This is a genomic window from Amycolatopsis sp. cmx-4-54 (genome assembly GCF_046548895.1).
Lineage (GTDB): Bacteria > Actinomycetota > Actinomycetes > Mycobacteriales > Pseudonocardiaceae > Amycolatopsis.
Genome location: NZ_JAEBEJ010000004.1, coordinates 143741 through 167953 on the forward strand (window position 1 = coordinate 143741; position 24213 = coordinate 167953).

23 protein-coding genes are annotated in these 24213 nt (G+C 70.3%); 5 read left to right on the forward strand and 18 right to left on the reverse strand.

Translation table 11 applies throughout. The features are described 5' to 3' along the window. Positions 1-34 precede the first annotated feature (34 nt). Complete coding sequence (locus ACLJQ7_RS14490) at positions 35-988, forward strand: prephenate dehydrogenase (RefSeq protein ID WP_410649198.1); 954 nt, start codon at positions 35-37, stop codon at positions 986-988. Between the two features lie 69 nt (positions 989-1057). Here the strand turns inward: ACLJQ7_RS14490 and ACLJQ7_RS14495 are convergent, their stop codons facing one another. From ACLJQ7_RS14495 to ACLJQ7_RS14510, 4 genes are all read right to left on the reverse strand, one after another. Continuing rightward, on the reverse strand, positions 1058-1303 hold the full coding sequence (locus ACLJQ7_RS14495) for an antitoxin (protein WP_410648726.1): 246 nt from the start codon (positions 1301-1303) through the stop codon (positions 1058-1060). Positions 1304-1364: 61 nt separating this feature from the next. After that, on the reverse strand, positions 1365-2297 hold the full coding sequence (locus ACLJQ7_RS14500; RefSeq protein WP_410648727.1) for a TauD/TfdA dioxygenase family protein: 933 nt from the start codon (positions 2295-2297) through the stop codon (positions 1365-1367). A gap of 235 nt (positions 2298-2532) precedes the next feature. Next, positions 2533-2871, reverse strand: coding sequence for a hypothetical protein (locus tag ACLJQ7_RS14505; protein ID WP_410648728.1), 339 nt, complete (start codon positions 2869-2871; stop codon positions 2533-2535). 77 nt (positions 2872-2948) lie between these two features. Beyond that, positions 2949-4913, reverse strand: a complete 1965-nt coding sequence (locus tag ACLJQ7_RS14510) for an FUSC family protein (RefSeq protein ID WP_410648729.1) — start codon at positions 4911-4913, stop codon at positions 2949-2951. A gap of 126 nt (positions 4914-5039) precedes the next feature. On the opposite strand from ACLJQ7_RS14510, the gene ACLJQ7_RS14515 reads away from it, so the two are divergent. Next, positions 5040-5480: an SRPBCC family protein gene (locus tag ACLJQ7_RS14515; protein WP_410648730.1), complete on the forward strand. Its 441-nt coding sequence runs from the start codon at positions 5040-5042 to the stop codon at positions 5478-5480. 191 nt (positions 5481-5671) lie between these two features. Here the strand turns inward: ACLJQ7_RS14515 and ACLJQ7_RS14520 are convergent, their stop codons facing one another. From ACLJQ7_RS14520 to ACLJQ7_RS14580, 13 genes are all read right to left on the reverse strand, one after another. Next, on the reverse strand, positions 5672-8272 hold the full coding sequence (locus ACLJQ7_RS14520; RefSeq protein WP_410648731.1) for a CHAT domain-containing protein: 2601 nt from the start codon (positions 8270-8272) through the stop codon (positions 5672-5674). 42 nt (positions 8273-8314) lie between these two features. After that, on the reverse strand, positions 8315-8794 hold the full coding sequence (locus ACLJQ7_RS14525) for a carboxypeptidase regulatory-like domain-containing protein (protein WP_410648732.1): 480 nt from the start codon (positions 8792-8794) through the stop codon (positions 8315-8317). Beyond that, a complete protein-coding gene (locus ACLJQ7_RS14530) occupies positions 8791-9396 on the reverse strand; it encodes an RNA polymerase sigma factor (RefSeq protein WP_101611873.1) in 606 nt (201 codons plus the stop codon). Before ACLJQ7_RS14530 ends, ACLJQ7_RS14525 begins: the two co-directional genes overlap by 4 nt. A gap of 328 nt (positions 9397-9724) precedes the next feature. After that, complete coding sequence (locus ACLJQ7_RS14535) at positions 9725-9892, reverse strand: hypothetical protein (RefSeq protein ID WP_410648733.1); 168 nt, start codon at positions 9890-9892, stop codon at positions 9725-9727. 125 nt (positions 9893-10017) lie between these two features. After that, a complete protein-coding gene (locus ACLJQ7_RS14540) occupies positions 10018-10734 on the reverse strand; it encodes an SGNH/GDSL hydrolase family protein (RefSeq protein ID WP_410648734.1) in 717 nt (238 codons plus the stop codon). 607 nt (positions 10735-11341) lie between these two features. After that, entirely contained in the window at positions 11342-13270 is a 1929-nt protein-coding gene (locus ACLJQ7_RS14545; RefSeq protein ID WP_410648735.1) for a peptidoglycan D,D-transpeptidase FtsI family protein, read from the reverse strand. Beyond that, positions 13270-13980, reverse strand: a complete 711-nt coding sequence (locus tag ACLJQ7_RS14550) for a hypothetical protein (protein WP_410648736.1) — start codon at positions 13978-13980, stop codon at positions 13270-13272. Before ACLJQ7_RS14550 ends, ACLJQ7_RS14545 begins: the two co-directional genes overlap by 1 nt. Beyond that, positions 13977-14936 (reverse strand): 16S rRNA (cytosine(1402)-N(4))-methyltransferase RsmH, encoded by a 960-nt coding sequence (rsmH, locus tag ACLJQ7_RS14555; protein WP_410648737.1) that lies wholly within the window; start codon positions 14934-14936, stop codon positions 13977-13979. The genes ACLJQ7_RS14550 and rsmH overlap by 4 nt, the downstream gene beginning before the upstream one ends. Before the next feature lie 204 nt (positions 14937-15140). Then, positions 15141-15572 carry a division/cell wall cluster transcriptional repressor MraZ gene (gene mraZ / locus ACLJQ7_RS14560; RefSeq protein WP_005156436.1) on the reverse strand — a complete coding sequence of 144 codons (432 nt, stop codon included), beginning with the start codon at positions 15570-15572 and terminating at the stop codon, positions 15141-15143. 499 nt (positions 15573-16071) lie between these two features. Further along, positions 16072-16824, reverse strand: a complete 753-nt coding sequence (locus ACLJQ7_RS14565; RefSeq protein ID WP_410648738.1) for an ESX secretion-associated protein EspG — start codon at positions 16822-16824, stop codon at positions 16072-16074. Next, complete coding sequence (locus ACLJQ7_RS14570) at positions 16821-17399, reverse strand: PPE domain-containing protein (RefSeq protein ID WP_410648739.1); 579 nt, start codon at positions 17397-17399, stop codon at positions 16821-16823. The genes ACLJQ7_RS14565 and ACLJQ7_RS14570 overlap by 4 nt, the downstream gene beginning before the upstream one ends. A gap of 185 nt (positions 17400-17584) precedes the next feature. Beyond that, positions 17585-18118, reverse strand: coding sequence for a DUF3558 family protein (locus tag ACLJQ7_RS14575; protein WP_410648740.1), 534 nt, complete (start codon positions 18116-18118; stop codon positions 17585-17587). Positions 18119-18122: 4 nt separating this feature from the next. Next, entirely contained in the window at positions 18123-18476 is a 354-nt protein-coding gene (locus tag ACLJQ7_RS14580) for a hypothetical protein (protein ID WP_410648741.1), read from the reverse strand. Between the two features lie 271 nt (positions 18477-18747). Between ACLJQ7_RS14580 and ACLJQ7_RS14585 the strand changes: the two genes are divergently transcribed. The 3 genes from ACLJQ7_RS14585 to ACLJQ7_RS14595 are packed head-to-tail and all read left to right on the forward strand — an operon-like array spanning position 18748 to position 23643. Further along, on the forward strand, positions 18748-19827 hold the full coding sequence (locus ACLJQ7_RS14585; protein WP_410648742.1) for an AAA family ATPase: 1080 nt from the start codon (positions 18748-18750) through the stop codon (positions 19825-19827). Positions 19828-19843: 16 nt separating this feature from the next. Beyond that, on the forward strand, positions 19844-21118 hold the full coding sequence (locus ACLJQ7_RS14590) for a DUF58 domain-containing protein (RefSeq protein ID WP_410648743.1): 1275 nt from the start codon (positions 19844-19846) through the stop codon (positions 21116-21118). Beyond that, positions 21115-23643 (forward strand): transglutaminaseTgpA domain-containing protein, encoded by a 2529-nt coding sequence (locus ACLJQ7_RS14595; RefSeq protein WP_410648744.1) that lies wholly within the window; start codon positions 21115-21117, stop codon positions 23641-23643. The genes ACLJQ7_RS14590 and ACLJQ7_RS14595 overlap by 4 nt, the downstream gene beginning before the upstream one ends. A 134-nt stretch (positions 23644-23777) precedes the next feature. On the opposite strand, the gene ACLJQ7_RS14600 is transcribed toward ACLJQ7_RS14595, so the two are convergent. Continuing rightward, positions 23778-24191, reverse strand: a complete 414-nt coding sequence (locus ACLJQ7_RS14600) for a DUF3040 domain-containing protein (RefSeq protein WP_410648745.1) — start codon at positions 24189-24191, stop codon at positions 23778-23780. Between the last annotated feature and the right edge of the window lie 22 nt (positions 24192-24213).

A 24213-nucleotide genomic window follows, 5' to 3' on the forward strand; every position in this document is an offset into this window, starting at 1 on the left:
GATGGCAGGATGAACCCTTGTGCGGGACGTATGCGTGATCGGGCTCGGGTTGATCGGTGGTTCGCTGCTGCGCGCGGCGCATTCGGTCGGCCGCACCACGTTCGGGGCGACGACCTCCGAAGCTGACGCGGACGCCGCCAGCAGAGCGGGTTTCGACGTGACGACGCAGGTCGAAGCCGCGCTGGGCAAGGCGGCGGAGCGGGACGCGATGATCGTGCTCGCGGTGCCGCTGCCCGCGGTCGAGGAGGTGCTCCGGACCGTTTCGCGGGTCGCCGGGCACTGCGTGCTCACCGACGTGACCAGCGTGAAGGGCCCGGTGCTCGACTCGGTCCGTCGTCGCGCGCCGTATGCGAAGTTCGTCGGCGGGCATCCGATGGCCGGGACGGCGAACTCCGGCTGGAAGGCGAGCGATCCGGCGCTGTTCCGCGGCGCGGCGTGGGTGCTGGGTGTCGAGCACGACACCGATCTGACCGCTTGGGCGGAGGTCGCCCAGCTGGTGCTGGACGTCGGCGCGCAGGTCGTGCCGCTGCCGGCGGACTCGCACGACGAGACGGTCGCGCGGATCTCGCATCTGCCGCATATCTTCGCGGCCATCCTGGCCACGATCGGCGCGCAGGGCGGGCCGCTGGCGATGGCGCTGGCCGCCGGGTCCTACACGGACGGCACGCGGGTGGCCGGGTCGAGCCCGGCGCTGGTGCGGGCGATGACCGAGGGCAACCGGGACGCGCTGCTGCCGATCGTCGACGAGGCGCTCGGGCGGCTGGGTGCCGCGCGGGGCTCGCTGGCGTCGACGGGCGGTCTCGCGGTGACGGTCAACGCGGGTCACGAAGGGGCGCAAGCGTTTGCGGCCGCCAAGGACGCGGAACGTGCCGGGGTCCGGGTCGGCCTGAGCGCGCCGGACGCGCGCGACGGCCTGATCGCGCTCGGCGAGCGCGGCGGCCGGATCACGGCGATCGACGGCGACACCGCGGTCGGCGAGGTCTCCTGACGCGTTTCGTCCTCTGGATGCGGTCCTTGCACACGCAACTACCGCATCCAGAGGACGAAACGCGAACGGTTACTGGCCCTGCGGGGGCTGTTGGCCCTGCGGGGGCTGGTTCTGGGGCGGGGTGTCGGGGGTGTCGTCGAACTTGTTGATGAAGCCCTTCGCCTTCTCGACCCCGGAGTCGATCTGCGAGTCGTGACCGGAGAACTTCGACTTCGCGAAGCCGGCCGCCTTGTCCAGGCCGCCCTCGATCTTGTCGTTGTGCTCGCGGAGAGCGTCGGTGGCCTTGTTCTTCAATTCGTCGAAGTTGATGCCCATGACCACATCGTCACACAGGTACCGGCGAAGACGCCGCGGCGATCACCCGTCGTGGGGACGCTCAGAACGGCCGGTCGCCCACGATGGCGACGCGTTCGGCCACGCGCGCGTACGGGTGGTAGTCGTTGACGGCGTAGTGCTGGGTGGCGCGGTTGTCCCAGAAGGCCACCGAACCCGGCCGCCAGCCGAAGCGCACCTGGAACTCCGGGACATGCGCCCGGCTGAACAGGTACCGCAGGAGCCGGTCGCTCTCGTCGCGGTCCATGCCGACGATATGCGTCGTGAACGCCTGGTTCACGAAGAGGGTGCGCCGCCCGGTCTCCGGATGCGTGCGGACGACCGGGTGCTCGACCGGCGGGAACGCGTCCTGGTGGCGCAGCAGCAGTCCCGGATCGGAGAAGCGGTCGAAGCCGGGGATGAAGTCGTGCACCGCGGTCGCCCCGTCGATCCGCTCGCGGACGTCGTCCGGCAGGTTGTCGTAGGCGGCGGCCATGTCGGCCCACATCGTGTCGCCGCCGACCGGCGGGACCTCGATCAGCCGCAGGACCGAACCGAGCGCGGGCTCGGGCCGGAAGGTGACGTCCACGTGCCAGATGTTCTCGAACGCGGGCATGCTCGCCGAGCGGGTGAACCGGGTGGTGTCCTCGGTCTCCCCTTTCGGGATGAACGGGTTCGTCTCCAGTTGACCCCAGTTGGCGGCGAAGGCGCGCTGGTGTTCTGAAGTGATGTCCTGGTCGCGGAAGAACAGCACCTTCCACTCCAGCAGCGCGCGATTCAGCTCGGCGTGGAGAGCGGGCGTCAGCGGCCGGGCGAGGTCGACCCCGCCGATCTCGGCACCGATCACCCGTCCCAGCGGACGCAGCGCGAAAAGCTCGTACGGGCGTTCTTCGACGCCTTCCGGCAGGCGTCGCAGCAGCCGCGGCCCTTCGAGGATCCCGCCGTCGGGGACGGTCGCGGGGCGGAGGCGGACACGGTCGGACAGGGTGATGGACATGCTGGGCTCCAGGGGTTTCCGATTTCCGGGAATGACGAAACCGGCCATCTTTCACAGATGGCCTTCGCGGGAAATACGGTTACGCGGGCGGAGAACCCAAACGTCCACGGCGCAGGAGCAATGCGGCGACGCCTTCACCGAGCGAACGGTGCGGCGCGGACTCCCAGGTTACGGACACGGCCCCATCGTGGGCGCGATTTGGCGTGCCGTCAACAGCGTCCACGCGGCGGGACGATCATCGTCTCCGCTCGGAGGGGAAACTGCCCGACCACGTGTTCCGCTCCTCGCGCGGGCGCAGCGCCTCGGCCAGCACCCACTGCGAATGCGTCGTACCGCCTCGGCCGACCGGACCGAGCTGGAAGGTGACCCAGCCGACCCAGTGTCCCGTCGTCGTCGCCCGCCACATCCCCAGCAGACCGGGGACGGTGCCGGTCAGATCCAGGCCGTCGGACAGGCGGGTCTTCACCGCGCCGACGGGGTACACCAGCTTGAGATCGACCCAAACGGGCTGGTTGGGCCGGACCATGTGCAGGTGACGCGGCCCCGGCGGCAGCGTGTCACCAGTGTCGAGCATGGGTCGATTATGCGTGAAAACTCGAACATTAGTTCGAGATGATGCTCACCCTCCCCCGTCCGGGTGGTGGTCGGCCTTCACGCGCGGCGGTGGTACGGCAGGAATCGCCGGACCAGCCGCAGCGGCGCGCGTTCGACGAGATCGGGGCCGCGCACGGCGTCGAACGCGGCGCCGATCTGGTCGACGACGCCGGACAGCTGCTCGTTGTCGGGCATCGGCATCTCCGCCGGCTCCCGTTCTTCGCGGACGGCGGCCGCGAGTTCGGCGAGGGCGGCCGTCAGGAGGGCGATGTCGGCGTCGGCCGGGGCCGGGGCGCCGCGGCCGAGGGTGACGCCGACCTCGGTGACGGCGTCGGCGACGCGTTCGAGCCCGGCGATCACCGGCCACCAGGCGACGGCCTGCCGTCCGGCGGCGGAGGGTTCGACGACGACCTGCTGGAACGCGGTCCGCAGGTCGGCCAGTGCGCGGTAGGCGCGGCGACGGGCGCGGGAACGTTCCAATCGCGCTTCGCCCGACGGCGCGAGCACGAGACCCTTGTCGAGGTATTCCACCAGGCTGTCGAGGCCGTCGGCGAGCCGTCCGCCGACCTGCGGCCGTCGGCTGCCCGGCCAGAGCAGGTAGCCGAAGAGCAGGACGATCGCGCAGCCGAGCACGGTGTCGACGAGCCGCGCGAGCACGACGTCCCAGCTTCCGGTGCTGGCGAGGTCCATCTGCAGGATGATCAGCGGTGTCACGAAGGCGCTGAGGATGCCGTAGTTGCGGACCTTGCCGACCGCGACGCCGCCCGCGAACACGGCGATCAGCAGGACCAGCAGCCAGCCTTCGCCGCCCGCGGCGAGTACGGCCGCGCCGATGCCCACCCCGATCACCGTGCCGATGCCGCGCAGCACGGCGCGGCCGAACACCGAGCCGAAGTCGGGTTTGAGGACGATGCCGACGGTGAGCGTGATCCAGTAGGACCGCTCGAACGGGACGAGCAGCGCGACGACTTCGGCGATCGCGACGCACAACGTGAGGCGGAGCGCGGCGAACCAGGTGAGCGGGCCGGAGACGAGCGACCCCGCCCAGCCGCGGAGGCGTTTGTGCCACGGCTGGATCTCGCGCCGTTTCCGGTTGTCGCCCTTGCCTATCCGGGCGAGTCCGGCGTAGAGCGCGGCGAGGACCGGGTCGGCGTCTTCGGGCGCTTCGGGCGGCTCCGGCAGTTCCTGGTTCGCGAGTACGGCGGCCGAAGTCGCGATGAAGTGGTCGATCACCTCGTCCGGGGCGCGGCGGCCGGCGTTGACCATCGCGACGGACGCCTCGACGGCGGGGGTGCTGGCCGAAAGCAGGTTGAGCAGCTGGCGGTAGGTGGCGTCGCGGCCCGACAGCCAGGATCGGGCGGTGAGCAGCCGGTCGTACGCGGTGTTCATCGCGGTCGTGAGCTGGTGGCGCGCGACGCGGGAGGTGGCTTCGTCGGTCGCGGACAGCATCGCGGCGAGTTCGACGTAGACGTGCGCGACGGCGCCGCGTTCGGGACTGGTGGCGCGGAAGGTCCAGGTGGCGAGCGCGACGAGCAGGCTCCAGGCGGCGCCGGCGCAGAAGTAGCCGAGGAGGACTTCGACGCGCAGGCCGGTGACGTGCTGGCCGGTGCCGAGGACGCAGAAGACGAACATCTGGAGCCCGGCGACCGAGGCGTTGCTGCCCGCCGCGCTGATCAGCGCGGACACCGCCGCGACGCCGACGACGACGGGGATGGACGCGGCCGGGATACCGCCGGTGATCAGCCCGGCGAAGTAGCCGAGTCCGGCGGCCGCGGTGGCGCCGCCGAGCCGCCGGGCGCGGTAGCGGTACGGACCGGCGGATTCGGAGAGGACCGTGGGCAGGGCGCCGGTGGAGATGAGCGCGCCGACGCCGATGTCGCCGAGCGCGTAGCCGACGGCCAGCGGGACGGCGAGGGCGAGGACGGCGCGGGCGACCATGTTCCACGGAATGGGAACCGGTGTGCTGCGGAGCAGCTGCACCAGCCAATGTGGTGCGGCGATCTCGCGGCGCGTCGTGCTCACGCCCCCTATCTTCGCTCATCGGACGGTACGGCCGAGGGTGACACGTTGCGAAAGCCACGTCGACGGAGGCGGCACTGTCACCCTTGACCACTTATCCGTGGCGGCCGGAACGGTTATCGTCGCCACATGGGCAAGACGTACTCCTTCGAGGTCAACCGGACGAGCAGCGCCTCGCCCGCTTCTTTGTTCGCGCTGGAGGCCGATGGTTCCCGGTGGTCGGAATGGGCGAAGCCGGTGGTGTTCCATTCGCGCTGGGCGCGGAAGCCGGACGCGGACGGGGTGGGCGCCGTCCGGGCCGTCGGGCTGTGGCCGGTGTACCTCCACGAAGAGACGCTGGAGTACGAACAGGACCGCAAGCACGTCTACGGCTTCGCGGGTCTCGCGCCGCTCAAGGACTATCGCGCCGAAGTCTCGTTCACGCCGAACGCTTCCGGCGGCACGGATCTGCGCTGGAGGGGCCGGTTCACCGAACCGCTGCCCGGCACCGGCGCCGCCGTCCGCACGGCCCTGCGCACCGTGATCTCGATCCTGGCCACCCGCCTGGTGAAACACGCGGAACGCGCCTGACCCCACCCCCCGCCCTTCCCAAGGGGGGCGACCCCGAGTCCAGTCTACCGGCGATGGGCGTCGGGAAGGGCCGCCCGGCGGAGTTGTCCACAGGCGACGATGGTTGTGGACAACTCCTGTGGGGAACTGAAGGACGCCATAGCCGCATAGGACGCGGCGAAGGGAGCTTTCGCCACATCACGCGGCGAAAGTCAGCCCGCGCCCAGGCACAGGAAGGGGCGCCGCAGCGGATCGGCGGCGGTCGCTTCCGCGAGTGCCAAAGCGGGAGCGGTCCCCGAAGCCAGCCGCCGGTGCAGGTCGGACATCGCGGCGGCGGCGGCCTTGTCGCCGACCCGCGCGATCGCGCCGATGACCGTCCGCGAACCACTGGCGAGCAGCGTCCCGGCGAAACCGAGCGCCTCCTCGCCGGGCCGGATGTGACTCATCGCGAGTTCGCACGCGGCCAGCACCACCCGTTCCGGCGGCTTCGCGAGCCGGGCGGTTTCGTGCGCGTACAACGGGCCGTCGACGAGTTCCAACCGCGAGAACAGCGCGTTCGCCGGTTCGTGCGCGCCGTGCGCGACCAGATGCGCCATCCCGGAACCGTCCAAAGCGGACAGTACGGCCTCGCTGGTCGCGTCCTTCCCGTCGACGAGACGGGCGTGCGGGTACACGGTCCGCAGGTTCCGCACCTCACCGACCGAACCCGGCACCCCGGGCCCGCCGGCGAGCAGGACCGGCCCGGAACTCCGCCGCCCGGTCGCGGTCACCCAGGCGGTCGCCGACGGCGCGATCGACACCGGATGTCCGTGCAGTGACGGCAAAGCGCCCCACGGCAGCGCGTACAGCGAACCGATCGGCACGATGATCAGCTCGCGGTTCTCCAGCGTTTTCGCCAGCGAAGCGGAGATCAGCTTGTCCAGTTTGTCCGCCCGGCGCCGCGCGGAACCGGTGACGACCTCGACCAGCGGCGCGGGCAGGTTGTCCGGGGCCAGCGCGTCGAGGTCCGCGTGCAGTTGCCGCGCGGCCTCGACGATCTCCGCGAGCGGCCCCAGCTTCACGAGCCGGAACCGGCCGCGGTCGACGACCACCGCGTACAAGGTGTCGCGATACCCCATCAGGCTGACCAGCACGCGATCGCCGAGCCGCTCCACCACCTCTTCGGGTGCCGAGACCGGGCGCGGACGACCCCATTGGCTGGTGTACCACCCGAGTCGCGTCGCCTCTCGCTGCAACCGGTCGTAGCGTTCCTCGAGCTTCCCGACCGGTTCGCCGGACAGCCGCCGTGCCTGGATCGTCCCCTGCACGTGCCGCATTTCGTTGATGTGCCGGGCGAGCGCGGGGTCCTCGATGACCGGCAGCGGTTCGTAGCGGTACACCTGCGCGCGCGTGCGTTCCAGCCACGCGAACAGGCTCTTCGCGCCGGCGCCGCTCCGCCTCGCCTTCTTGAGCACCAGCGTGAGCGCGAGTTTGCCCAGCTCCTCGCCGTGCGCCGCGGTCCCGCAGACGAGGTCGAGCCCGCCCATGCGGTCGCGGATCTGCCCGAGTTCCGCCAGTCCGGCCCGTGCCTGCGCGAGCGCCGAACGCGGCCGGTGGGACGCCACCGCGAGTTCGGCCCGGCACAACCGCAACTGCATCCGGTGGTCGATCGGCGTGGTCTGCCGCGGTTTCGGTACCTGCGCCAGGAGTTCCTGCGCGGCGACCGTCTCTTCGCGACGGATCAGCAGCCGCACCGCGAACATCCTGGCCGCGCCCGCTTCGTCACGCAGCCCGAGCCCGGCCAGCCGGACGGCGAGATCGGCCAGTAGTCCTGGCAGTTTCGCGGCCGGTTTCTTCTCTCTGTCCGCCAAGGCCTTCACCGCGTCCGCGCGGAGCCGGGTCAACTCGGAGATCTCCGCCCACCGGCCGTTGCCGCGCCGGAGGAAGCTCCGCCGCGCGGACGTCGCGAGTTTCTTCGCGAGGACGTGGTCACCCTCCAGGATGGCGGCCCCGGCTCGCGCGACCTCCGCTTCCGCGACGAGATGGTGCGCGCCGTTGCCGCGGAGTTCGGGGATCGCCTCGTCGAGATGTCGCGCCGCCTCCTCGGCGAGCCCGGCGGTGAGCAGGGCCTTCGCCTGGTCGAGCCGGACGAGCGGCAGCGAACCGGGCCCGTCGGTGACGAAGATCGAAGCCGCCTGCTCGTAGTGCCGGAGCGCTTCGGGGATGTCGCCGAGCAGCTGGGCGTGGTCACCCAGGTTGTGGCGGATCTTCCCTTCGAGCATTCGATGCCCGTGCTCGACGGCGAGATCCAGCGCGTCGGCGAGGTCGCGGTGCGCGTCGACGGGATTGGTCTTCTGCAACTGGAGCCAGGCCCGGTTCACCAGGGTGCGGGTCAGCAGGAGACTGCGCTGGCCCGCCTCGGCGACCAGCTGGGGAATCACCGCGTTGTAGAGCGCGAGCGATTCGTCGAGCCGCCCCACCCGCATCATCACCAGCGCGCGCTGCAGCACGACGATGAAACCCAGTTCTCGCCGGATTTCACCGCCCGGCAACAGAAGCCGCGTCCGCTCGGCCTCGTCCAGCCGGACGAAACCGTCCTCTTGCGACGTGATCTCCGCTTCCGCGGCCGCGAGACTGACCAGGATCCGGACCCTGATCTCCAGCCTGCCGGGGTTGTCCGCCTCCACCGGCCCGAGACCGGCCAATCCGTGCCGGAGCAGCCTGATCGCCGCGCCGGGCCCGTGATCGGATGCCGCGACCCTGGCCTGGCGGTGCAGCTCGGCCGCCGATTCGACTACGGCGTCGACGACGGAAGGCTGCGCGGGCACACGCACTATGGGAGCACACCCGCGCCGCATAACGGAACAGCCGTCCGGTCAGAGCACCACTGTCGGGGTCACGACGGTTCGACGACAGGTCACGTCGCCGAGATGGATCACGATCTGGGTGGTGCCCTGGGGGACGTTGTCCAGCACGAACCGCCCTCCCTCGTCGGCGGTGGTGGAACTCGTGCCGTGCTCGGCGACGCGAACCTCCACTCCGTATTCGCCGGCGGGCACGAGCCAGCCGTCGATCCGGTGTTTCTTGCCGATCTTGGTGAGGTTGATCATCACGGTCAGGTCGCTGACGGTGAAGGTGATCGTGCCGGTGTCGCTGCCGCGAACGCCCGCCGTGGCGTCCATCCGTTCCCAGCGAGCGACCTCGACGTCGAGGTTTTCGAGCGCGAGCGCGAACTGAACCCGCTGCACCAGGTTTCCCGGTGGCGGGTCCAATTCGTCCATGAAGCGCCCGATATCGGCGAGCAAGGCCTCATCGCCCGGGGAGGTCATCTCCCCCGGCGTCCCGAGGTCGTTCATCGGCTTCCCCCTTCGTGGGCCAGCAGGTCGCGCATCGATTCGAGGCAACGGCCCCTGGTCGGGCCGACACTTCCACGCGGCATACGGAGTGCTTCGGCGACCAGTTGGTATTCGGCCCGCCCGGCGAGCACGGTCAGCCGAAGGAGCTGCTGACAGCGGTGCGGCAGGCGGAGGAAGGCGCGCCAGACCCGGCGATCCCGGTCGGCGCGGACGGCTTCCTCCTCGGGGGCCGGGTGGGTGCTCTCCATGCTCTCGGCCAGCTCGTCGGTCAGCGGGACAGGCTGGGCGCGGCGGCCGAAGGGATGTTGGGCCTCACGTCTGGTGGTGGTGATCAACCAGGCGGCGAGTGCCTTCGGGTCACGGAGTTTGTCGAGCTGGCTGAACAGGGCGAGCCACACCGTCTGGACCACGTCCTCGGCGGTCAGGCGGTCGAGCCCGTTCGCGCGCGCGACATGCCACACGAGCGGGGTCAGCTCGTGCACAAGTCTGTCCATCGCCTGGCGGTCACCGGCCCGCGCCGCGCGCATGCAGGCGGCATGCAGGTCGGCACCGGTCAGTCCTTCCCATGGCGGGTCTACCTCGGTCGTTTGCACGTCGGTCACCGTATCTGCCCCACTTCGGACGTGTCTTCGTGTCGGCGCTGGCAGTATCGCGGGCCCTTCGGGGAGAAGGAGCGTGCAAGAGGCTCTGGGATACATCAAGTCACTAACTTTTTTGTCGAGTTTCGGTCATCCCTCGGTCTGGGGCGAAGGACAAAGGCACCGGCCGGCGCGAGTAGGTGTGGACTGCGCACCGGCCGGTCCTTTTTCCCTCCCCCCGGGCCCGCTCCCCAACGGGCCCGCGTCCGGGCGTCCCCCTCCCCCGAAGGAGCACCCGGAGGCAATGTCCGGAGGCCCCCTCGGCCTCCGGACATCACCTGTCCGTGTTGATTCAGTTCGACGGCGGGTTGGTGCCGTACGGATCCCAGTTGCCGTCCGCGCCGGTGCCGGGACGGGGCGGGACCGGCGCCGTGATCGGCTGCGGCTTCAGGGTCTCTTCGAGGTCCTCGGTGGCCGTGGCCTCGTCGTTGACGGGTGCGGTGTTGGTCTCGGTCGTCATCGGGTGTCCCTCATTTCCTCGACTGCTCCATAGGACGCAATGAGGCTGCCACCAGATACACGCAGAGCCAGCTTTTTCGCGGAAATTTCTTAATCTGTGGCAGGCGGGTGACCTGATCAGCGTTTTTACCGGGAATCGGTGTCGCTGAGTAGCCGACGGCTCACGTCCGCGAGTTGTCCGGCCCAGCGCCGGTAGCCCTCGGGGCCGGGGTGGAAGCGGTCCTCGGCGAAGGCTGCCGGGTCCAGCATCGCGGCGGGCATCGGGACGTGGACGACACCGGGCAGCAGCGCCAGCCGCGCGGCCGCGGCGTCGAGGACGGCCGACCGCGCGCCGAGGACGTCCCGCAGCGGACGCGGCAGCGAGGGGAACCGGCCCATCGGCGGCACGCCCGCGAGCACCACCGGGACCCGGCCCACCCGGCGCCGCACCGCGACGACGAGATCGAGCAGGTCACGCCGGTAGCGCGTGGCCGAACGCAGTTCGATCGTGTCGTTGACGCCGAGCGCGATCACCACGAGGTCGGCGGGTTCGAGCAGCGGCAGCAGTTCCTCGCGCGCCACGCGCGCGTTCGCGCCGGTCTTGCCGATGGCCTGCCAGGCGACCGCGCCGCCGTCCCGCGCGAGTTCTTCCGCGAGCCGTCCGGTCAGCGCCTCGGCGTGGGTGGCCGCGCCGACGCCGTCCACTGTGGACTCGCCGAGCACCGCGAGCCGCAGCGGAGGGCCGTCGCCCTTCACGAGGCCGGTGACCGGACCCTCGGCACCGGGCAGCCTCGGCGTCGTCCGGCGCACCCGGACGGCTTGCGCGAGCAGGATCGGGGCGAGCACCACCGCACGGCTGATCACCCCGCGACTCTACTTCCGCGTTTCGTCCTCTCAAGGCGATCGTTGCGCACGCAACAACCGCATTGAGAGGACGAAACGCGGGGGGCAGCCTGGGTGATCGAGACCGTCTGCCGGACGAGTGGGCGTCCGCGGTTGATGCTGTAGCTCCCGCGGACCCCATCACTCACGACCACCGGATAAGCCAGGGCGTTGAGCCGTGAAGGCCTCCTTGAAGGACCCAGAGTCCCTCAAGGAGGCCTTCACGGACTTCACGGCCGGCGTCCCGCGGACGCGGCATCACTGCTGTTCGGGTCCGTTTCCAGTACGCGTTCCTGGCGTCCTTCGACGACCGCGAGCCGTCCACGGAGGAGTTGGACCAATGGCAGCGACACTGGTGGTCTCGTTGGCGGCCAGGCGGGGTTGCGAAAGCCACTTTCGCAACGTTGAAGGTTGCGAAAGTGGCTTTCGCAACGCGGGTGCGCCGCTCAGCCCGGCGTGCCCGAAGCCGTAACTCGCGTGATTGAAGCCGTAACTCGCGTGATTAGAGCCGTAACTCGCGTGTCTCCGGACGGATGTGAGAGTGACGCCTTCGATCACGCGAGTTCCGTGTCCGATCACGCGTGTTACGTCAGGAGAGCACCAGCGGGACCTGGGGCGACGGGCCGTCCGAAAGCGGGATCTGGAACCGCTGCGCCAGGTACGCGGCCACCGAGTGGAACAGCGGCGCGGCCGAGAGCCCTTGCTGCAGGGTGGCGTCCGGGGCGTCGAGCCGGATGCCGACCACGAAACGCGGGTTGTCGGCGGGCAGGATCCCGGCGAAGGTGATGTTGTACAGATGGTTGCTGTAGGACTTCGTCTGCGGGTCGACCTGCTGGCCGGTCCCCGTCTTCCCCGAGATCTGGTAGCCCTCCAGCGCCGCCTTCGGCCCGGTGCCGCTCTGCTGCCCGCGGCCCTTCTGCGTCACGGCGCGCATCATCTCGCGGACGGTCTTCGCCGCCTGCGGGCTGATGACCTGGACGGTCTTGGGCGCCGGTTCGGGCACGAGTGTCCCGTCCGGATTCACCTTCGCCTTGACCACCCGGGGTTCCACGCGCAGCCCGTCGTTCGCGATGGCCTGGTACATCCCGGCCATCTGCACGACGGTCATCGAAAGGCCCTGTCCGATCGGCAGGTTTCCGAAGGTCGTCGCCGACCATTGGTTGCGCGGCGGAACGACGCCAGGGCTCTCCCCGGGGAGGCCGAGCCCCGTGCGCTGGCCGAGACCGAATCTCTTGAGCAGATCCGCGTACCGGTCCTCGCCGAGCTTCTGCGCCAGCAGCAGGGTGCCGACGTTCGACGACTTCGCGAAGATGCCGGTGGTGGTGAACTGCTGCGTGCCGTGATGCCAGGCGTCCTTGACGACCTTGTCCGCGACCTGCAGCGAGCCCGGCACCGGCAGAGACGCCTCCGGCGTGGTGATACCCGCGTCGATCGCGCCCGCGGCGGTGACGATCTTGTTCACCGAACCGGGCTCGAAGGGCGTGGTCACCGCGCGGTTGTTCAGGTTCTCCGTCTCGCTGCGCGAAGCCGGATCGTTGAGGTTGACGGTCTTGTCGTTGGCCAGCGCGTAGACCTCGCCGGTCTTGGAGTCCAGGATGACCGCCTGGCCACCCTTCGCCTTCGACTTGGCGACGTAATCGCTCAGCTGCCGCTGCAGTTCGTACTGCAGGTCGGTGTCGATCGTGAGCTGCAGGTCCGAACCGGGGACGGCGTTCTGGATGTCCCGTTCGGTGCCGGGGATGACGAGGTTGTCGTTGCCGTTACGGGTGTTGACGATCTTGCGGCCCGGCGTTCCGGCGAGGTCGTTGTCCCGCGAGGCTTCGAGGCCGTAACCACCGTGCAGGTTGTGCTTGGAGACGTCCTTGTCGTCGGTGCGCCAGTTCGCGTAACCGACGATGTTCGCGCCGATCGAGTCGCCCGGATATTCGCGCTTCGAGCGCTTCTCGACGCTGATCCACGGGTATTCCTTGACGATCGACTCGGCGACCGACGGTTCGATGTCGTGGACCAGGTAGGTGAAACCGTCCGGCTTGTGGAACTTGTCCAGCAGTTCCTGCTCGGTGATCACCCCCGGCAGCTTGGCCGCGATCAGCTTCGCCGCGCCCGCCACGTCGGCCTCGAAGGTATTGCCCTTGGCCGGGTTCTTCGCGGCGAAGTCGGCCCTCGTCTTGTGGAGCCAGTTCAGGCTCACGGCGAGTGTCCGTACCTCGACGCTGAACGCGATCTTCGTGCCGTTGCGGTCCAGGATGGACCCGCGCTGCGCGGGACTTTCGATCACCGACGTCCGCTGCCGTTCCGCCGCCTCGGAGAGCGCGCCTGCCTCGAACCACTGCACCTGCACCAGTTTGAGGCCGGCGAGCACCATCACGACGATCAGCAGGATCCGGACGCCGGTGAACCGGCTGCGGTTCCCCCCGTTGCCCCGGCGGGCGGTGGCGCGACGCGTTCCGGCGGCGTACGTCCTGCGCGCGCTCCCCGCCGACCGGGCCCTGGACTGGGCCGGGCGGCCGGGCGACATCACTGACCTCCCTGCGCCGGTGCCGCGTTCTCCTGCGGCACCGCGGGCTGGTCGCCCTCGTACGGCGTGCCCTGCTGCGTTCCCTCCGCGGGCGGCGGCGCCGTCGACTCGGCCGAGGCCGCGGGCGCTTCGCCTTCGGCCTTCTTCGGCTCACCGACCACAGTGGACTGTCCGTCCGGGCCGATCACGATATGCGCGGGGTCGCCGCCGGGCACCATGCCCAGTTCCCTGGCCTTGGGCGCCAGCGAAGCAGGCGACTCGGCTTTCGCGACCTCGCGCTGCAGCCGTTCCTTCGCCTCGGCGAGCCCGGCGTTGGTCGTGCGGAGTTGTTCGAGCCGGTACGAATCGGCGATGGCCTGCGTGGTCAGCCACAGCGTGCACGCCACGCCGACGGCCAGCAGGCCCATCATCATCAGCACGAACGACGCCCGCGAACGCGGCCAGCGCAGCGTGAGCTTCTTCGCCGGCTCTTCCTTGCCCGCACCGCCTTCGGCGTCGGGACGGTTGCGCTTCTGGTCTCGCTGCAGCAGGTCGGCGCGCTGGGCGCGGCGGGCGTAGGCGCGTTCGGCCGCCGACGTGCGGCCGCGGGAGGCACGGGTGGACGTCGTGGATTCGGTGGTGCCGGGTGCTTCGTCGACCGTGCTGGTCGCGCGGGCACGCCGTCCGGGTGCCGGTGTCCGGCGGCCGCGGGACTTCGCGGGAGCGGTCATCGTGCTCGGTCTCCGATCCGTTCGGCGGCTCGCAGCCGCACGGAGGCGGCCCGCGTGTTCAGTTCGGTCTCCGCCTCGCCGGCCTTCTCGGCCCCTCTGGTGAGCAGTTTCAGTTCCGGGCCGTGGCCCGGCAGTTCCACCGGAAGCCCTTCCGGCGTCCGGGATTTCGCCAGTTCCGCGAAGGCCTGCTTGACCAGCCGGTCTTCGAGGGACTGATAGGACTCGACGACGATGCGGCCACCGACGGCGAGCGAGGACAGCGCCCGCGGCATCGCCCGCCGCAGCACCTCCAGTTCGCCGTTGACCTCGATCCGCAACGCCTGGAACGTGCGCTTCGCCGGATGCCCGCCGGTGCGCCTGCTCGCCGCGGGTACCGCGTCGTACAGCAGTTCCACCAGGCGCCCGCTGCGCGTGAAGGGTTCCTTCTCTCGTTCCGCCACAACGGCTTTGACGATCCGCTGGGCGAAGCGTTCCTCGCCGTAGTCGCGCAGGATCCGGATCAGCTCGCCGGGCGCGTAGGTGTTGAGCACGTCGGCCGCGGTGAACCCGGTGGTCGGGTCCATCCGCATGTCGAGCGGGGAATCCTTGGAGTAGGCGAAACCGCGCTCGGCCCGGTCGAGCTGCATCGAAGAAACCCCGAGGTCGAACAGGATCCCGTCCACTCTGGACAGTCCTAGACCTTGCAGCGCGGACGGCATCTCGTCGTAGACGGCGTGCACGAAGCCGACCCGATCACCGTGCCGCGCGAGCCGTTTCGCGGAGAGTTCCAGCGCGTTGGGGTCGCGGTCGAGGGCGACCAGGCGCAGTGAGGGGAACGCGGTGAGCAAGGCGTCGGAGTGGCCGCCGAGTCCGACGGTCGCGTCGACCAGCACGGCCTCGCGGTCGGAGAAGACCGGCGAGAACAGCTCGACGATGCGGTCCAGCAGCACCGGTACGTGCTCGTGTTCGTCTGCCATGTCTTCCCCCCTTTCCTGTAGTGCCGGGGAAGATGCCGGATGCCGTCAGGTCCCTGTCCGCCCGCCTGCTGACCTGGTACCGGGGAAGGTGTACCAGGGCCACTGAGCGGACAGAGGCCTCACGGCATCCGTGTGGACGGTTCCCGGCGTGCCCGAAGCGTGAACCCGCGCCCCCCGACGGCGTGGGTGCTTCCTCGGCCACGTCTAGAAGACGCCCGGCAGAACTTCCTCTCGAGCCTTCGCGTAGCTGTCCTCGTGTTCGTCCAGGTAGCCCTGCCACGCTTGGGCGTCCCAGATCTCGAGCCTGGTGATCGCCCCGATCACCACGCACTCCTTGTTCAGCCCGGCGTAGCGTCGGAGCTCGGACGCGATCGCGATACGTCCTTGCCCGTCCGGGCGTTGTTCGTCCGTCCCGGCGAAGAGATAACGCTGGTAGGCCCGGACCGCCTCGTTCGTGAACGGGGCGTCGGCGACCTTCCTCGCCATCTGCTCGAACTCCGCCCGGGGGAAGACGAAGAGACAGTGATCCTGTCCCTTGGTGACCATCAGCCCACCGGCGAGCGCGTCGCGGAACTTCGCGGGCAACGTGAGCCGCCCTTTGTCGTCCAGTTTCGGGGTGTGGGTGCCGAGGAACACCGGCTCCACCTCCCTACCGCTCCCGGCTGCGAACAACCGAGCTCGGCCACGGGGCTCCCTTCTGCCCCACTGCGCACCACCGTACCCCACTTTTCACCACAGTCAACGCGTCAAAAGCCGCGACCACTCCGTCGTGTCAGGCGTTTTCGCTGGTCAGCCAGGTGGGGCCAGGTGGGGGCTCGGTGGGGGACGGTGGCCAAGATCCCCCTGGGCGGGTATCGAAGCAACCTCATCCATGCCTGATGCGTCCGCATATCGGCAGCCGGAACCCTGCTGTGGGGCGAAGTGGGGGTGAAAGTGGGGAATCCGGTGGGGCGCGGTGGGGACAGCCGGGGACACTGTGGAGAGTGGCGTCGGGTCATCCCATGATGTGTCGACAAAGGACTGCGGTGCGGGCGCCTTGAAGCCCCGCACGAGTCCGTGAAGGCCTCCTTGAGGGACCCAGAGTCCCTCAAGGAGGCCTTCACGGACCGGGCTCACCACTCACGAGGGACGTGGTCTAGCGATCCGGATCCAGCAGCGAAGCCAGCCGAGCGGCCAGCCGGGGACCGTCCACAGGGGACACGGTCACCCACGCCTGCCCACCGCGGCCCTCGGTCCGCGCGGCACAGTACGCGCCGACGTCGGTGTCGAACCAGGTCAGCCCGCCGGCCCGGTGCGCCCGGCCGTCGCGGTCGCGGGTCCGCACGGTGAACTGGCCCGCGCTGTAGACGGGCCGCGCCTGGATCGCGAGCACCTCGCGCAGCTGACTGTCCGAAGCCGACGATCGCCCGCCGTCGCCGAACACCGGATCCTCCAGATCGTCGCCGAAACGCGTCGCGGGAAGGCTGACCCCGTAGCCGGGGCCGGGCCGCAGTTCGGGCAGGACGCCGACGATCGCGGCGAACACTTCGCCGTCGGTGATCCCGGACAGCGCGATGGTCTGTTCCGGCTGCGTGGCCAGCACACCGTGCCGTCCGCGCGCGGCCGCGACCGCGCGGAACGGGGCCTGAGCCGTCATGTCCGCGAGCGCCTCGCATTCGACGTAGACCTCGGCGCGCGCGAGCAGGTCCAGCCTCGCTTCCAGGGCGGCGTCGAGCCGGTCGCCGTCGTAAAGGCCTCGTTCGGCGAGGTTTTCGTAGACCGCGCCGCGGATCTCGGCGCGTTCGGCTTCCGTGGCGCCGACACTGCGGACGGACAGCGGCCACGGCGGGGCCGCGTGGCCCAGGTCGGACCAGAGGACGTCGAACGCCGACGCGGAAACGCGGATCAAGACCGCCCCAGCTCGGGCGGCTTCCCGAAGGAGACCTGCGGGGTCAGCGAACGCAGGGACGCGTCGCGGGTGTTCATGACGTCGACGGCCTTGCGCCGGGCCTCCTCGGCTTCCGCGTGCTTGGCCTCCATCTCGTCGGCGAGCGCGGCGAGGAGCGCGAGGTTCCCGCCTGCCGCGGCGCCGCGGATCATCGCGCCGGGGTCGTAGTCCACCGGCGGCGGCATGTCGGCACGGGCCCGCGCCGCCGCTTCGGCCTGCCCGGACACGGCCTTCCCGAGCGCGGAGGAGATGTCCGCGGACCAGGTCAGCCAGCCGGACGCGGTGGCCAGCACGCCGCGGAGCGCGTCGCCCGCTTCCCCGCGCCAGTTCTCTTCGCTGCTGCCGACCAGTCCGGCCAGCTCCGACGTCGCGTCGTGCATGCGCCGCGCGAGCGCGTCCCAAGCGGCGCCGATCCCGCCCGCCGCCTCGGGGTCGTTGCCCGCTTCGACTTCGACGGCCAGCGCTTCGTGGCTGTAGGCCTCGTAACGCGTGGCCGCGACCGGGACCTCGCGGCCCGGCGTCTCTCCTTCAGGCACGGCAGTTCTCCTCAGTATCCGGTGGTGAACCCGCGACCGCGATCACGTCGACAGGGCGCTACCCGATCAGACCTCTCACGTTCGCGAGCCGAGGCGCCCTGCCACCGCGATAGCGGGGCCTCCGGCCGGGCGGGTTCACACGTTTTGTCCATTCCCGAGTTCGTCCTCCGCTCCGCCGCCAGTCCCTAAGGCAGTTTGGGTTCGGCCAGTCCCGCCACCGTCACCGCTCGCTCGCAGGCGAGCGGGGTGTCGGTGAAGTTCGTGTTGCTCACGTCGATCTGGACGCTCGCCTTCTCCCCCATGCCGAGCAGGACCGCGCAGGTCCCGTCGGCGGCGTTGGCGTCGGCGACCTTGAGCGCGTCCCGGCCGCCGACCTTGGTCTTGGTGGCGGTCTTGCGCGCGACCTCGAGATCCTTCAGGCCGTTGCGCTCGTCCACGGTGATGGTGACGCCGAAGGTCGCGGGCACCGTCCAGTCGCAGGCGCGGGCGCCGTTGATCTCCTTCGCGACGCCGAGCACGTTGATCCCGGCCGTCGACCGGTCCTGTGGTGACAGCAGCGCGCAGGGATCCAGAGCGGCAGGCGGGACGAGGACTCCGGACGTCCCGCCGGTGACCACGATCCGGGTGGACGGAACCGGCGCCTGGCCCGCGGCTCCTTGCCCGCAAGCGGACACCGCGAGGACGACGAGGACGCCGAGCGCGACAAGGCGGGAGCTCATGGGATCAGCCGCCGACACAGTCCACATCCGCCGCCGCTTGTTCATCCTGTCGGGTGTAGCGGGCCAGCGCCTTCTCGATCCGGTTCTTGAGCGCCTCGAGCTCCTTGCCGAACGCGGTGAGCGCCTCGACCGCGGAGCCTTCGGCGCCGATCCCGTACTGCGCCATGAACCGGCCGACCTCGTCCGCGTATCCCCCGCCGAGGGGAACCGTGCGGCCGAGCACCTTGGCCTCCCGGACCATCTGGCCGACCACGTCCTGCAGGGCGGAGATCTTCACGTGGGCGTCCGCCGCCAGCTCCGGCGCGACCGCGAATCCGCTCAGGTCGAACCGAGTTCTGGCGGTACTCACCTCGCTCATATGCGATTACGCCTCTCCGTAGTCGAGCGACCTCGCACCGGAGCATACGACAAAACCCGGTGTCAGCGGGAGCACCCGAAAACGCGCTGACCTCACCCGATCGAGGTAAAGTCTCCGGTTGCACAGAGTCATCGACTGGGGTTGGTGGGGTTCCCCCCACGAGTTCGCCCGAGTTTGACACACTTCGTGGGAGGCTGACCGCTGCCCGGGGGACTGAACGGTCCGGCAGGGGACCCAGCGGAAATGCAGCCACGCGGCATCAGGAGGTCGAGTGACGTCGAGAATCCAGTCTGCGACGCCCGGCGAACACCAGGGCGAGCAGGCAACCGGGCAAGCGCCGTACCCCACGGGCGCCGGCTCGGTCAGCGGTCGGCAGAACGGCCGTGATGCCAGAGCATCACTGGACGAGCTGCACGAGACCGCGCGGCGGATCGCCGCCAACGTGGAGCGGGTACTGGTCGGCAAACCCGACGTCATCCGCATCGCGCTCGTGACCCTGCTCGCCGAAGGCCACCTCCTCGTCGAAGACGTCCCCGGGGTCGGCAAGACCTCGCTGGCGAAGGCGCTGGCCCGCTCGATCGACTGCACCGTCAGCCGGATCCAGTTCACCCCCGACCTGTTGCCCAGCGACGTCACCGGGGTGTCCATCTACAACCGGCAGAGCGGCGAGTTCGAGTTCCGTCCCGGCCCGGTGTTCGCGAACATCGTGGTCGGCGACGAGATCAACCGCGCCTCGCCGAAGACGCAGTCGGCCCTGCTCGAATGCATGGAAGAGCACCAGGTCACCGTCGACACCTCGACCTACCACCTCGAAGAGCCGTTCATGGTGATCGCCACCCAGAACCCCATCGAGATGGAGGGCACCTACGCGCTGCCCGAGGCCCAGCGGGACCGGTTCACCGCGCGGGTGTCCATCGGCTACCCCGACCAGCAGGCCGAACTGGCCATGGTCGACGAGCACGCCGGGCACAACCCGCTGGCCGATCTCGCACCCGTCTCCGACCGCGAGTCGGTGCAGCGGCTGATCGAGATGGTGCGGTCGGTGCACATGTCGCCGGAGATCCGCCGCTACGCCGTCGACCTGGTGTCCGCGACCCGTCAGGTACCGGAGATCCGTCTCGGGGCCTCGCCGCGGGCGACCCTGCAGCTGGTCCGCTCGGCCCGCGCGCAGGCCGCGCTCTCGGGCCGTGAGTTCGTCGTCCCGGACGACCTGCACACGGTCGCGGTGCCGGTGCTGGCGCACCGCATGGTGCTCACCACCGAGGCGCACGCCGCCCGCCGGTCGGCCACCGACGTGGTCCGCGCGATCCTGCACCGCGTCCCCGTGCCGCAGGGCTCGAACCACCGCTGAGTAAGGAAAAGGGCGCATGCTGCGTGCTCTGTCCGGCCTGACCACACGCGGCCGCTGCCTTCTCGCCGCCGGCTTGGCCGCGGCGGTTTGCTCGTTCGTGCTCAACGAACGGGATCTCCTGCGGGTCGCGGTGTTCGTCGTCGCCCTGCCGCTGCTGGTCGCCTACTTCATCTCGGCGACCCGGCTGCGGCTGGGCGCGGCCCGCTCGCTGCGCCCGGAACGGGTCGCGGTCGGTTCGCCGGGCGAGGTCCAGCTCGAACTCTGGCGCGACGGCAGGCTCCCGGCCGGCGAGGTCCTGCTCGAAGACGGCGTGCCCTACGCGCTGGGTTCGCGGCCGCGGTTCGTCGTCGAACGCCTCCCCCATCACCGCCGGGTCGCGCTGCGCTATCCGCTGCAGCCGGTGCTGCGCGGGATCCAGCAGGTCGGTCCGCTGCGGGCGACGATCACCGACCCGTTCGGGCTGTGCGAGTTCGAACGTGAGCTGATCGGGCATTCCCGGCTGGTCGTCGTGCCGAAGGTGGTCGGCCTGTGGGGGCTGCCCAGCGGCGCCGGGATCGGGGCCGGGGACGACGGCAGCATCCGCCTGCACGCCGGACAGGGCGAATCGGACGTGATCGTCCGGCAGTACCGGCAGGGGGACGACCTGCGGAAGGTCCACTGGCGTTCGACCGCCCGCCGCGACGAGATCATGGTCCGCGTCGAGGAGCGGCCGTGGCGCGGCGGCACCACGGTGCTGCTGGACCACCGCGCGGCGGCGCATCACGGCACCGGCCCCGCGGCGAGCCTCGAATGGGCCGTCTCGTTCGCCGCTTCCGTGTCGCTGCACCTGCGCCGCTCCGGTCACCGGGTCCGGCTGATCACCGAACACGGCCAGACCCTGGCCGACACCCCCGGCGAGGGTGGCGAGCACTACGACAACATCGTGCTCGACGTCCTCGCCGCGCTCCAGCCCGCGCACCAGCGCGACATCACCCTCGGCCACGACCCGGCCGAGGGACAGGAACTCATCGCGGTGCTCGGCACCGTCAGCAACGAATCCGTGCACGAGCTGTCCCGGTACCGCCCGCGCGGGATCCGGAGCCTCGCCGTGCTGCTCGACACCCCCGGCTGGTCCCCCGGCGTCAACCGGCCCGAAACCCGGGCCGCCGCCACCGAGGAATCGGTGGCGCTGCTGCGAGCCGCGGGCTGGGGCGTCGTCGTCGCCGGTCCCGGCTCGCCCATGCCGCAGATCTGGGCCGAGCTCTGCCAGACGGCCACCCGCCGGGGCACGCTGATCGGAGGCGGCCTGTGACCGCGACCGCGCCACCCCTGCCGCACACCCCCAAACCGCGCCCGGCCGCCCCTCCCCCCGCCTGGACGAACAGCGTGCTCGCGCCGGTCGCCGCCGGCCTCGCCACGCTGTTCGCCTCGACCTCGCTCACCGGCGTCGTCTCCGGCTGGGCGTGGTTCGGCTACCTGCTGGTCGCCGTCGTGTTGATCGCCTCGACCGGGCTCGCACTGCGCTCGCTGCGCGCGCCGACCATCGTCGTCGGCGTGGCGCAGCTGCTGGTGCTGCTGTTGCTGATCACCGGGGCGTTCACCACCAGCGGGATCCTGAAGATCTTCCCCGGCCCGGACGCGTTCGGGGAACTGCGCGGCGTCCTCGCCGCGGCGGCCGAGCAGATCCGCGTCGGCCTGCCGCCGATCGAGGGCACCCCGCCGATCCTCTGCCTGATCACCATCGCGATCGGCCTGGTCGCGGTCCTGGTCGACACGCTGGCCGTGGCCGCCGCCGCGCCCGCCGCGACCGGCCTGGTCCTGCTGTGCGTGTACGCCGTCCCGGCCGCGCTGGCCGAGGACATGCTGCCGTGGTGGACTTTCCTGCTCGGCGCGGCCGCTTTCGCCGCCCTCCTCGCCGTCGACGGCAACCACCGGCATCGCCGTTGGCGCAACCGGGACGCGCCAGGGCTGGGCAACTCGGCGAGCACGTTGTCGGCCCCCGTCGGCGTGGTGGCCGCCGCGATCGCGATGGGCCTGGTGATCGGCACGGCCGTCACCGGGGTCGGCACGGTCGGCAGCCTTCCCGGCGGGACCGGCTCGGGCCGCGGCGGTGCCGGCGGATACGGCGTCGAGCCGTTCACCCAGCTGCGCGGCCTGCTCGACCAGGGCGAGAACGTGGAGCTGTTCAAGGTTTACGGAATGGGCGCGGACAAACGGCTGCTGCGCGCCTTCACCCTCGACACGTACACGCCGAACAAGGGCTGGGGGCTCGCGCAGAACGGCCGCGCCCAGCAGGGTGTGCAGGCCAACAAGGGCCTTCCGCCCGCTCCGGGCGACGACGGCTCCGGTCCCGCGCGCGACATCCGGATCGAACCGACGAACTGGGTCGACAACTGGCTGCCGATCTACGGCGCGCCTCGGGCGATCAACGGGCTGGCCGACAACTGGCTGTACGACCCGGTCGGCGGCGCCGTGTTCACCACGACCAAGCAGAACGCACCGGCCTACACCGAGACCGCGTCCATCGAGAACCCGACGAAGGACGAACTCCGGCGCGACGACGCCCGCCTGGCCGAGGTGCCGCTGCAGTTAACCCAGATCGACCGCGTCGATCCCCGCGTGGTCGCGAAGGCCAAGCAGCTGACGGAAAACGAGTCCAACAACTTCGACAAGGCGCAGGCACTCTGGTCGTTCTTCACCGCGCAGAACGGATTCGTCTACGACACCAAGACCGCGGACGCCACCGACTCCGACGCGCTCGCCGACTTCATCCTCAACGGCAAACGCGGGTTCTGCGAGCAGTACGCGTCGGCGATGGCCGTGATGCTGCGGTCGGTCGGCATCCCGTCGCGGGTCGCCATCGGCTTCTCCACCGGGACCCCGAAGGGCGACTACCTCTCGATCACCTCCGAGGACGCGCACGCGTGGGTCGAGGTCTACTTCCAGACGAAGGGCTGGGTCAACTTCGACCCGACCCCGCGGCTCGACGGGCGCGGGGTCGTCCCGCCGTACCTGCAGAACGACACCGGCAGCTCCACGCCCAACGACACCCAGGAGGTGCCGAGCGCACCCGCGTCGAGCGCCCCCGCCACCGGCACACCCCGCGACCCCGGCGCCGACCTCGGCGCGGACGGCGGCACCGGCCAGCAGGAGGAAGAGCCGCTGTGGCCCGCGATCCTCGCCGGGATCCTCGGTGGACTGGCGGCCGCGCTGACCGTGGTGATGATCGTGCGGTCGCGTTTGAGATACCGGGCGCTGCTGCGCTCGTCACCCGCCCGGTCCCCAGGCCCGGACGCGCCTGCCCCGATCCGGGAGGACGGCGGGTTCCTGGACAACCAGAAGGTGACGAACTGGCTGCCGCTGATCGTGATCGGGCTGTGGGTGGCGGCGTTCGCGTTCCTGGCGGCGTGGGTGTCGTGGTGGTTCGCGCTGGCGCTGGTGGTCGTCCTCGGCGGGCTCGGCACGCCGACGACGATCCGGGAGATCAAGCGACGGCTGCGGCTGCAGAAGATCGCGTCCCGCTCCCCCGCCGCGGCCGACGCGGCGTGGCGCGAACTGATGGACGAATGCGCGGACCGCGGCCTGCCGCTCTCCGACGGCGACACGGTGCGCGTGGCGGGCCGGAAGGTCGTCGAAAAGCACCGGCTGGACGAGGAGGGCCGCACCAGCCTGCGGACGGTCATCGGTGTCGTGGAGCGGTCCTGGTACTCGGACCAGCCCACGGACGACCTGACGCTGGGCCCGGCCTTCGACGAGGTTCGCAAGAGCCTGAAGCGGAACGCGCCGATGTCGTGGAAGGGCCGTCTGTTCCCGCGGTCGCTGCGGCGCGGCAAGTAGCCGCCCCCCGCAGAAGCGCGTGAAGGCCCCCTTCCCTCGGCTGAGCCGAGGGAAGGGGGCCCTTCACGCGAGACAGGACAACGCGAACATGCCGGCAAGGCATCGCCCTGCCGGCATGTTCGCGTGTGTGGGAGCTACTGCTCCTCGAAGCGCTGGCGGAAGCGCTCTTCCATGCGCTGGGTGAAGGAGCTTCGGCGCGGCGACGTCTTGCCGCCACCTCCGCCCGCCCCCGGGCCACCGCTGTCCTTGCCGCCTTCCGTTTCGGCTCCTTGCCGAATCGACGTGACGGCCATCATGACTCCGAAGAACATCACGAGGAACCCGAGCACGCTGATCACGGGGATCTCGGCGACCCGGATGTTGACCACCACGCCGAGCACCAACAGTGCGACGCCCACTACGAACAGGGCGATGCCCTGCAAACGCCGTCGGCGGGCGGGGCGGCGCAACCGGGTGCCTCGCACCGTGGATGCGAACTTGGGGTCCTCGGCATAGAGCTCGCGCTCGATCTGATCGAGCAGCCGCTGCTCATGCTCGGAGAGTGGCATCTTTCCTCCTCCGGCACAGCTG

Coding starts and splice junctions, on each gene's coding strand:
- ACLJQ7_RS14495 (WP_410648726.1), bottom strand. CDS start 1,303: ATGGGCATCAACTTCGACGAATTGAAGAACAAGGCCACCGACGCTCTC.
- ACLJQ7_RS14500 (WP_410648727.1), bottom strand. CDS start 2,297: ATGTCCATCACCCTGTCCGACCGTGTCCGCCTCCGCCCCGCGACCGTC.
- ACLJQ7_RS14505 (WP_410648728.1), bottom strand. CDS start 2,871: ATGCTCGACACTGGTGACACGCTGCCGCCGGGGCCGCGTCACCTGCAC.
- ACLJQ7_RS14515 (WP_410648730.1), top strand. CDS start 5,040: ATGGGCAAGACGTACTCCTTCGAGGTCAACCGGACGAGCAGCGCCTCG.
- ACLJQ7_RS14525 (WP_410648732.1), bottom strand. CDS start 8,794: ATGAACGACCTCGGGACGCCGGGGGAGATGACCTCCCCGGGCGATGAG.
- ACLJQ7_RS14535 (WP_410648733.1), bottom strand. CDS start 9,892: ATGACGACCGAGACCAACACCGCACCCGTCAACGACGAGGCCACGGCC.
- ACLJQ7_RS14545 (WP_410648735.1), bottom strand. CDS start 13,270: ATGTCGCCCGGCCGCCCGGCCCAGTCCAGGGCCCGGTCGGCGGGGAGC.
- ACLJQ7_RS14550 (WP_410648736.1), bottom strand. CDS start 13,980: ATGACCGCTCCCGCGAAGTCCCGCGGCCGCCGGACACCGGCACCCGGA.
- rsmH (WP_410648737.1), bottom strand. CDS start 14,936: ATGGCAGACGAACACGAGCACGTACCGGTGCTGCTGGACCGCATCGTC.
- ACLJQ7_RS14575 (WP_410648740.1), bottom strand. CDS start 18,118: ATGAGCTCCCGCCTTGTCGCGCTCGGCGTCCTCGTCGTCCTCGCGGTG.
- ACLJQ7_RS14580 (WP_410648741.1), bottom strand. CDS start 18,476: ATGAGCGAGGTGAGTACCGCCAGAACTCGGTTCGACCTGAGCGGATTC.
- ACLJQ7_RS14590 (WP_410648743.1), top strand. CDS start 19,844: ATGCTGCGTGCTCTGTCCGGCCTGACCACACGCGGCCGCTGCCTTCTC.
- ACLJQ7_RS14600 (WP_410648745.1), bottom strand. CDS start 24,191: ATGCCACTCTCCGAGCATGAGCAGCGGCTGCTCGATCAGATCGAGCGC.